The sequence below is a fragment of the Micromonospora sp. NPDC005171 genome (genome assembly GCF_040608575.1).
Lineage (GTDB): Bacteria > Actinomycetota > Actinomycetes > Mycobacteriales > Micromonosporaceae > Micromonospora.
On the sequence record NZ_JBEXIM010000072.1, the window covers coordinates 1 to 8,833 of the forward strand.

Here is an 8,833-nt window from a genome sequence, read left to right on the forward strand (position 1 = left end):
ACTCACGGCAGCCGGTCGGGTCGCCTGGGAGCGGGCCCGCTCGGTGGCCCGAGCGGATCCGGGGGTACGACGCCGATGGTCGGCAGGTCCGGGCCAACGCGGACGGTGCCGCCGGCCGACCAGGCGAGGTGCGCCCGCCGGGCGGAGAGGACCGCCAGCAGCGGCCAGAGGGAGACCGCCACCGCCGTGACCCGCTCGGCCAGCCCGGTGCGGGATCCACTTGTCACCTCGAACGCGCACCAGCCGAAGAGCGCGAGCAGCACGAGCGTGGCGCTCAGCCCCACCGCCCGCCGGAAGGCCCAGGGCGGCTCGGGTCGGGTGGGGTGCCCGGAGTCATGACCGCGCGGCAGCCGCAGTGCGGAGCCGGCCGGCCAGAGCACCAGGGCGAGGACGGCCACCGTCGCCGCGATGCCGTGGCTGAGCGAGCCACCGACCGGCGGCCGGGGAAAGGCGACAAGCGCGATGGTGGCCACCCCACCGATCGCGAGCAGGAAGCGGCTGGGAAGCCCGGCGGCGTGCAGGACCGCGGCGACCGACAGGTAACAGCAGCCGAGCAGCACCAGGGCCGCCACCATGATCCAGGCGTCGGTGGCGTCCTGGCCCGCCAACTCGCTGATGGTGTCCCGGATCGGGTCGTACCCGGCGGGCTGTCGCTCCTGCGCGACTGTCCAACCGGCCACCAGCAGCACGGGCGCGGCCGCCGCCGTGGCGACGGCCCAGTTTGGTACGGGCCGCATTTCGCCACGTTAACCGGCGCGGCTGCCGGGGGAGTCGGGTTCGCCGGTCCACCCCACCAGCGAATCGTGCCGGCCTGCCGGGTGCCCGGAGGCGGGGCGGCCACCCCTGACAGAATGCGGGTGAGGACTGTTCCACGATGAGGAGTTGCCAGCCGTGATCCGTACCCACAATGCCGGAAGCCTGCGCGCCGCGGACGCCGGCTCGACGGTGACGCTCGCCGGGTGGGTGGCCCGCCGGCGTGACCACGGCGGCGTCATCTTCGTCGACCTGCGCGACGGCTCGGGCGTGGTCCAGGTGGTGTTCCGCGAGGAGGACGCGCACGCGCTGCGCAACGAGTTCTGCGTGAAGGTCGTCGGCGAGGTGACCCGCCGCCCGGCCGGCAACGAGAACCCGGAGCTGCCCACCGGCGAGGTCGAGGTGACCGCCGTCGAGCTGGAGGTGCTCTCCGAGGCGGCGCCGCTGCCGCTGCCGGTGGACGACCAGATCGAGGCCGGCGACGACATCCGACTCCGGTACCGCTATCTGGACCTGCGCCGCAGTGGCCCGGCGAATGCGCTGCGGCTGCGCTCGCGTGCCAGCCAGCTCGCCCGGGGCGTGCTGCACGAGCGGGACTTCCTGGAGATCGAGACGCCGACGCTGACCCGTTCGACGCCGGAGGGCGCCCGGGACTTCCTGGTGCCGGTGCGCCTGCAGCCGGGCAGCTGGTACGCGCTGCCGCAGTCGCCGCAGCTGTTCAAGCAGCTGCTGATGGTCGGCGGCATGGAGCGGTACTACCAGATCGCCCGCTGCTACCGGGACGAGGACTTCCGCGCCGACCGGCAGCCGGAGTTCACCCAGCTCGACATCGAGATGTCGTTCGTCACCGAGGACGACGTGATCGACCTCGGTGAGGCGATCGTCTCGGCGCTCTGGAAGGACCTGGCCGGACACGAGATCACCCGACCGATTCCGCGGATCACGTGGCACGACGCGATGGCCCGGTACGGCTCGGACAAGCCGGACCTGCGCTACGGCGTCGAGCTGACCGAGCTGACCGAGTATCTGCGCGGCACCGAGTTCCGGGTGTTCGCCGGTGCGATCGACGCGGGCGGCTACGTCGGCGCGGTGGTGATGCCGGGTGGCGCGGCGCAGAGCCGCAAGGAGCTGGACGGCTGGCAGGACTGGGCGAAGGCGCGTGGCGCGCGGGGCCTGGCGTACGTGGTGCTGGACGCCGAGACCGGCGAGGCGCGCGGCCCGGTGGCGAAGAACCTCTCCGCCGAGCACCTGGGCGGGCTCGCCGACGCGGTCGGCGCCAAGCCGGGTGACGCGGTCTTCTTCGCCGCGAGCGCCACCAGGCGGGAGGCTCAGGAGTTGCTCGGGGCGGCCCGCGTCGAGATCGCCAAGCGGTCCGGCCTGATCGACGAGAGCGCCTGGGCGTTCTGCTGGGTGGTCGACGCGCCGATGTTCGAGCGCACGGACGAGGGCGGTTGGACGGCGGTGCACCACCCGTTCACCTCGCCGAACGCCGAGTGGGTGGACCGGTTCGAGGAGGCTCCGGACCGCGCCCTGGCGTACGCGTACGACATCGTCTGCAACGGCAACGAGATCGGCGGCGGGTCGATCCGTATCCACCGGGGTGACGTGCAGAAGCGGGTCTTCGACCTGCTGGGCATCACTCCGGAGGAGGCGCAGGACAAGTTCGGCTTCCTGCTGGAGGCGTTCAAGTACGGCGCCCCGCCGCACGGCGGCATCGCCTTCGGCTGGGACCGGGTCTGCATGCTGCTCGCCGGCGCGGATTCCATCCGTGAGGTCATCGCCTTCCCGAAGACCCGGGGTGGCTTCGACCCGCTGACCAGCGCCCCCACCCCGATCACCGCCCAGCAGCGCTCCGAGGCCGGCATCGACGCCAAGCCCAAGCCGGCAGCGGCGGCGCACACCGGCACCGCGGGCCCGGCAGCCCCGGTAGCGGACCCGGTCTGACCGCACCCCCGCTGCCCTGCTTGGTTGATCAAGAGGTTTGCGTCATCATCGCCCCGCGAGATGACGCAAACCTCTTGATCGTTCGGTGGGGGAGTGGGCTCAGGTGCGGGTACTTGTTGTCGGGGGTAGTGGGTTTCTGGGCCGGGAGGTCTGTCGGCGGGGCCTCGGCCTCGGGTGGTCGGTGGTCGGGACGTTCCACTCCGGCGAGATCGCGGTGCCGGGTGTCGCGGCACGTCGGCTGGACGTGACCGACCGGTCCGCCGTGCGCGCGCTGGTCGCCGAGGTGCGGCCGGACGCCGTGGTCGGGACCCCCTACCGGTACGGGGACTGGGCGGTCACCGCCGACGGTGCCGCGCACGTGGCGCTCGCCGCCGCCGAGGTGGGTGCCCGGCTGGTGCACGTGTCCAGCGACGCGTTGCACGCCGGGCGACCCGTGCCGTACGCCGACGACGAACCGCCCACGCCGGTGCACGCGTACGGTGCCGCGAAGGCCGCCGCCGAGACTGCCGTGCGGGCGATCGACCCGGGCGCGGCCCTGGTGCGGACCTCCCTGATCGTGGGAGAGGGCAGCAAGCAGATCCAGCTCTGCCGGGACGCGCTCGCCGGCCGGGCCACCCTGTTCGACGACGAGCTGCGCTGCCCGATCGACGTCGCCGACCTGGCCGAGGCGGTGCTGGAACTGGTCGCCTCGTCGTACTCCGGTCTGCTCAACGTGGCCGGCCCGGACGCGGTCAGCAGGGCGGAGCTGGGCCTGCTGGTAGCCGAGCGGTACGGCCTGGACCCGGCCGGGCTGAAGACCACCACGAGCGCGGCGACCGGCCTGGTTCGCCCCTTGGACGTACGCCTCGACTGCTCTCGCGCCGCCTCCCTCCTGCGGACGCGACTGCGCGGAGTACGGGAAGTCCTCACCGCCTGATCGAGCACAGTTTCTGTGCATAGAACTTGTGCACAGAAACTGTGCAGAGATAGTGTGCGGTCATGGCGAACGATGAAGACGCTCGGCGGGCGGCACTACGTGAGGTCCGCATCGACAAGCGGCAGGTCCGGGTCCTGGCGCATCCGCTACGAATGCGGCTGGTTGGCGCCCTGCGTGTGAAGGGGCCCGCCACCGCCACCACCCTCGCCGAACTGCTCGGCACCAACACCGGCGCGACCAGCTACCACCTGCGCCAACTCGCCGAGGTCGGGCTCGTCATCGAGGATCCCGACCGAGGCAGCGGGCGGCAACGGTGGTGGCAGGCGGCGCACGACGTCACCAACTGGGAGCCGAGCGACTTCGACGACGACCCCGACGCCCGGGCCGCGATCGAGTGGATCCAGGGCGACCAGGTACGTCTCCTCGTCGAGACCGCCGACCGCTGGTTCGCCACCCAGCACGAGTGGTCACCCGCCTGGCGGGACGGCTTCGGCATGGGCGACATCTTCATGACCATCCCGCCCGCCCGACTGGAGGAACTCAAGGCGGAGGTGTGGCAGGTGCTGGAGCGCTATCACCTCGAGGCCGAGCCCGACGCCTCCACCGACCCGGAAGCCCGCCCGGTGCAGGTCTTCCTGGCCGCCTACCCATTGCGCGAGGGCCTCCAGTGAGCGCGAGGAGTGAGCCGGTGTTGCGAGCCCCGCAGTCGCGAACGGAGATGACCCGATGAGCGCGCTGACCGTACGCCAGGTTCGCCGTCGCTACCTCACGCTCTACGGCCTGCGCTGGCTGCCCACGGGTCTGATGATCCCGGTGATGATCCTGCTGATGCAGGAGCGCGGCCTGTCGCTGCCGCAGATCGGCCTGGTCGGCACGGCGCAGGGGCTGCTGGTGCTGGCGCTGGAGTTGCCCACCGGTGGGCTGGCCGACGCTCTCGGTCGTCGACCGGTGCTGCTCGCCGCCGGCGTGCTCAACCTCGTCTCGCTGGCGCTGTTCGCGGTGGCCGACTCGTTCTGGCTGTTCTTCGTGGTCTGGGCGCTGCAGGGCATCTACCGGGCACTGGACAGCGGCCCGTTGGAGTCCTGGTACGTCGACGCCACACTGGCTGCCGACCCGGAGGCCGAGTACGAGCGCGGCCTCGGGTACGCCGGCACCGTCATCGGCGGGGCGATTGGCGGTGGCGCGCTGCTCAGCGGTGGTCTCATCGCGCTCGGCCCGATCGGGCCGGTCAGCGCGCTCACCGTGCCCGTGCTGGCCGCCATCGTCGCGCAGGCGGCGGCGCTCGTCGCGTTGGTCGTGCTGCTGGTCGAGGAGCGGCCGGCCACCGGCTTCGCGGCGCTGCGGGCCTCGGTGGTCCAGGCGCCCCGGATGATCGGCCAGGCCGTCGGGCTCCTGCGTCGCTCCCGGGTGCTGCTGGCGTTGGTGGCCGTCGAGCTGTTCTGGGGCTTCGGCATGGTCACCTTCGAGTCGCTGCTGCCGGTCCGGCTCGCCGAGGTGATCGGCGATCCGGAACGCGCGGCGGCGCTGCTCGGGCCGGCGAACTCGGCCGCCTGGCTCGCCTCGGCGGCCGGCGCGGCACTGACTCCACTGCTGCTGCGCTGGTGCGGCGCCGCGCCGGGTGCGGCCCTGCTGCGCATCCTGCAGGGCGTGACGGTGGTCGGGATGGGACTGTTCGCCGGGCCGGTCGGCGTGCTGGTGGCCTATCTGGCCTGCTACGCCGTGCACGGCGCGTCCAACCCGTTGCACAGTGGGCTGCTGCACCGGCAGGTCGACGGCCCGTACCGGACCAGCGTGCTCTCGCTGAACTCGATGATGGCGCAGCCGGCCGGCGCGCTCGGCGGGGTCGTGCTGACCGCGCTCGCCGCCGCCACCAGCGTCGGTACCGCGATGGTGGTCGGCGCGGTGGTGTTGGCCGTCGCCGCCCCGCTCTACCTGCCCGCCTGGCTGGCCGGGCGTCGGGCCGCACCCGTCGTCGAGCCGACAGCCGTCCCGGTTCCCGCCGCCGACCGTTAGCGAAGACCCCTCGCCTGACCGGCCGAATCGCCGGTCAGGCGAGGCGGATCGAGCTGAGCGGGAGGGTGCTGGTGAAGCCGAGCCGACGGTAGAGCCGCGCCGCACCGACGTTGTGCGTGTAGACGCCGAGCCCCACGACGTCGTGGCGCGCCAGCAGCGCCCGGGTCATCCCCGCGGTCAGGGACGCGCCCAGCCCTCGACCCCGCTGGTCGGGGGCGACGGTCAGGCCGGCGAGGAAGCCGATGTCACCCTGGCTGCGGTCCGCGCCGCACGCCACCAACCGGTCGCCGGCCCGGATGCCGTACCAGTCCACCACCCGTGGGTCGCCCGGGCGGGAGGTGCTGCTGGGGAACGATTCTTCGACAAGCGCCGCCAGCGCCGGCTGGTCGGCGTCGGTGAGGCGTACCACCGACTGCTCGTCCGGCTGCGTCGGTGGCGACGTGTCGGTCCAGTGGAAGTCCCAGTCGCTGTGCTCTGCCACCGCCAACCGGTCGGCCAGCAGAGCGCGGTCGTGTCGAGGCAGGTGCAGCCGTTGCCCGGGCTGGAGCATCCCGTCGGCGGCGAGCGCGACACAGATCTCCAGCGCCGGTTCGGCCGGGCCGATCGCACAGCCGGCCGGTCCGTGCTCCGGCGGGACCAGCCACAGCACGGCGCCGGCGCGTCGGTACGCGCGCGCCGGCACGGCCCGCCCGACTGCGTGCCGGGCGAACGGGTGGTGGCCGACGGCGGCCAGGATGGCACTCCGGTCCTGGAGCACCTGGTCGTCGATGATCATGCGGTCCAGCCTAGGAGCCGGAGGGGGACGACCCGCGCCGGGCCGACGCGGGGTGGCCGCCTCCACCGTGGAGATTGACGAGTCGACCGATTGGGTACATCACGCGCCGACCTACTGGGAACCCCCACCGGAGGACCGACATGCTCGCCATTCTCGCGGCCATCGTCTTTGGCTTTGCCCTGCTGCTCGACCTGCTCGACACCAACTTCGGAGCACCGGACCTGTTCAACTGGAACACCCTCGTGCTCATCGGACTACTCCTGCTCTCGCTCTACCTGGCCGGCGTGGGCAGCGGCCCGCGCGGCGGTGGCGGCGGCCGCTGGTACCGGGGTCGTCGCCCCGGGCGTGGCTGACCGGAACCGATCACCGGTGGCGGGCCCGTGGCGCGATTCCGGCGTCGTGGGCCCGGCCCGGTACTGTCTTCGTGATGGAGTCCGACGCCCTCTTCTCCCTCGGTGAACCCGCCGGGTCGCGCAGCGCGCCCGACGGTCGCGCCGGTGTCGACGGCTTCACCGCGGTGGCCGACGATTCGCCCCTGCCCGTCCGGATGCGCCCGGTGACCCTCGACGAGTTGGTCGGGCAGGAGCACCTGCTCGCACCCGGCGCGCCCCTGCGCCAACTGGTCTCCGGCGGGGCTCCGATGTCGGTGATCCTCTGGGGCCCGCCGGGCAGCGGCAAGACCACCATCGCGCACCTGGTGGCCGCAGCGACCGACCGCCGGTTCGTCGCCATGTCGGCGCTCTCCGCCGGCGTGAAGGACGTCCGGGCGGTGATCGAGGCTGCTCGCCGCCAGCGCCGATCCGGCGGCCCGCAGACAGTGCTCTTCATCGACGAGGTGCACCGGTTCAGCAAGACCCAACAGGATTCGCTGCTCGCCGCCGTCGAGGACCGTACGGTCACCCTGCTGGCGGCGACCACCGAGAACCCGTACTTCTCGGTCATCTCACCGCTGCTGTCGCGGTGCGTGCTGCTCACCCTGCAACCGTTGGACGACGAGGCGGTGCGGGGTCTGCTGCGCCGCGCGGTCGCCGACAAGCGTGGCCTGGATGGCGCACTCGCCCTGACCAGCGAGGCCGAGGATCACCTGGTCCGGCTGGCTGCCGGTGACGTCCGCAAGGCGCTGACCGCCCTGGAGGCGGCGGCGGCCTCCGCCACGGCCCTCGGCAGCGGGCGTATCGACCTCGCCACCGCCGAGCAGGCGGTCGACGTGGCGGCGGTGCGCTACGACCGCGACGGCGACGCCCACTACGACGTGGTCAGCGCCTTCATCAAGAGCATGCGCGGCTCGGACGTGGACGCGGCGGTGCACTGGCTTGCCCGCATGCTGGTCGCCGGTGAGGACGCCCGGTTCATCGCCCGTCGCCTGGTCATCTTCGCCAGCGAGGACGTGGGCATGGCCGACCCTGGGGCGCTGAGCGTCGCGACCGCCGCCGCGCACGCGGTCGAGTACGTCGGGCTGCCCGAAGCGCAGCTCAACCTCGCCCAGGCGGTGATCCACCTGGCCACCGCGCCCAAGTCGAACTCGGCCACCAGCGCCATCGGCGCCGCGATCGCCGACGTCCGGGCCGGTCGCGGTGGCCCGGTGCCGCGTGGGCTGCGCGACGCGCACTACGCCGGCGCCCGAGGGTTGGGCCACGGGACCGGCTACCGCTACCCGCACGACGACCAGCGCGGCGTGGTCACCCAGCAGTACGTTCCGGACGACCTGGTGGGCACCGACTACTACCAGCCCAGCCCGCACGGCGCGGAGCGGTCGGTGGCCAGCCGGCTGCCGGTGCTGCGCCGGATCGTGCGTGGTCTGCCGGCCCCGGCCGCCCGCCCGGAGACGCCGACATCCGAGCCGTCCGTAACGGCGCAGGCCGCGCCAGCGCTATCCCCGGGTGGCACCCGTCCGACGACGGGCATGGGTGCTCCCGGCACGATGCAGGACAGCGGCACTGACGCCGCAGGAGAGGGTCAACAGTGAGATCGCGTGGTGGGGACCGCCCGGACGAGGGCCCGGACGAGCGGCGCGATCCCCGCGCCAAGACCCGCCGTTGGGGTCGCGGCCGGGCGGCTGAGCCCGAGCCGGAGGAGCCGGTCGCCGGCGAGGAGTTCGGCTGGATCGACGACCTGCGCTCGGCCAAGCAGCAACGCACGGAGCTGGGCCCGGACGGTGTACCGGCGGAGCCGAACCGACCCAGCGGGGGCATGCCGCCGGCAGACCCGGCCGGGCCGCCGGCACAACCCGTCCCACGTACGCCGGCGGAGCCGGCCGGTGCACGCGGCAGTGCGCCGGAGGCCTCGGCGCAGCCGGCCCCCCGCCAGAGTGAACCGGGCGGCGCCGCCACCCGTCGACCGGTCGACGGCCCCTGGCCGGGGGGGGGGGTCGGAAGAGGACACATCTGAACACCACTCACTTCAACCGGAATCTGGTTTTCCGTCTTGTTGTT

8 protein-coding genes are annotated in these 8,833 nt (G+C 72.9%); 6 read left to right on the forward strand and 2 right to left on the reverse strand.

Translation table 11 applies throughout. The features are described 5' to 3' along the window. Window positions 1-2: 2 nt before the first annotated feature. Entirely contained in the window at window positions 3-737 is a 735-nt protein-coding gene (locus ABZU74_RS33700; protein ID WP_355432736.1) for a DUF998 domain-containing protein, read from the reverse strand. 154 nt (window positions 738-891) lie between these two features. Between ABZU74_RS33700 and aspS the strand changes: the two genes are divergently transcribed. The 4 genes from aspS to ABZU74_RS33720 all read left to right on the forward strand — a co-directional run bounded on the left by aspS (window position 892) and on the right by ABZU74_RS33720 (window position 5,626). Beyond that, on the forward strand, window positions 892-2,697 hold the full coding sequence (gene aspS / locus ABZU74_RS33705) for an aspartate--tRNA ligase (protein WP_355432739.1): 1,806 nt from the start codon (window positions 892-894) through the stop codon (window positions 2,695-2,697). Between the two features lie 103 nt (window positions 2,698-2,800). Further along, a complete protein-coding gene (locus ABZU74_RS33710; RefSeq protein WP_355432741.1) occupies window positions 2,801-3,613 on the forward strand; it encodes a sugar nucleotide-binding protein in 813 nt (270 codons plus the stop codon). A 62-nt stretch (window positions 3,614-3,675) separates the two neighbouring features. After that, entirely contained in the window at window positions 3,676-4,284 is a 609-nt protein-coding gene (locus tag ABZU74_RS33715) for a helix-turn-helix domain-containing protein (protein ID WP_355432744.1), read from the forward strand. Between the two features lie 55 nt (window positions 4,285-4,339). Then, complete coding sequence (locus ABZU74_RS33720; RefSeq protein WP_355432747.1) at window positions 4,340-5,626, forward strand: MFS transporter; 1,287 nt, start codon at window positions 4,340-4,342, stop codon at window positions 5,624-5,626. Between the two features lie 34 nt (window positions 5,627-5,660). Here the strand turns inward: ABZU74_RS33720 and ABZU74_RS33725 are convergent, their stop codons facing one another. Beyond that, on the reverse strand, window positions 5,661-6,401 hold the full coding sequence (locus ABZU74_RS33725; RefSeq protein WP_355432750.1) for a GNAT family N-acetyltransferase: 741 nt from the start codon (window positions 6,399-6,401) through the stop codon (window positions 5,661-5,663). 140 nt (window positions 6,402-6,541) lie between these two features. Between ABZU74_RS33725 and ABZU74_RS33730 the strand changes: the two genes are divergently transcribed. Together ABZU74_RS33730 and ABZU74_RS33735 are read left to right on the forward strand one after the other, a co-directional pair. Further along, window positions 6,542-6,754: a hypothetical protein gene (locus tag ABZU74_RS33730; protein ID WP_334506565.1), complete on the forward strand. Its 213-nt coding sequence runs from the start codon at window positions 6,542-6,544 to the stop codon at window positions 6,752-6,754. 74 nt (window positions 6,755-6,828) lie between these two features. Then, on the forward strand, window positions 6,829-8,367 hold the full coding sequence (locus ABZU74_RS33735) for a replication-associated recombination protein A (RefSeq protein WP_355432753.1): 1,539 nt from the start codon (window positions 6,829-6,831) through the stop codon (window positions 8,365-8,367). Window positions 8,368-8,833: the final 466 nt, after the last annotated feature.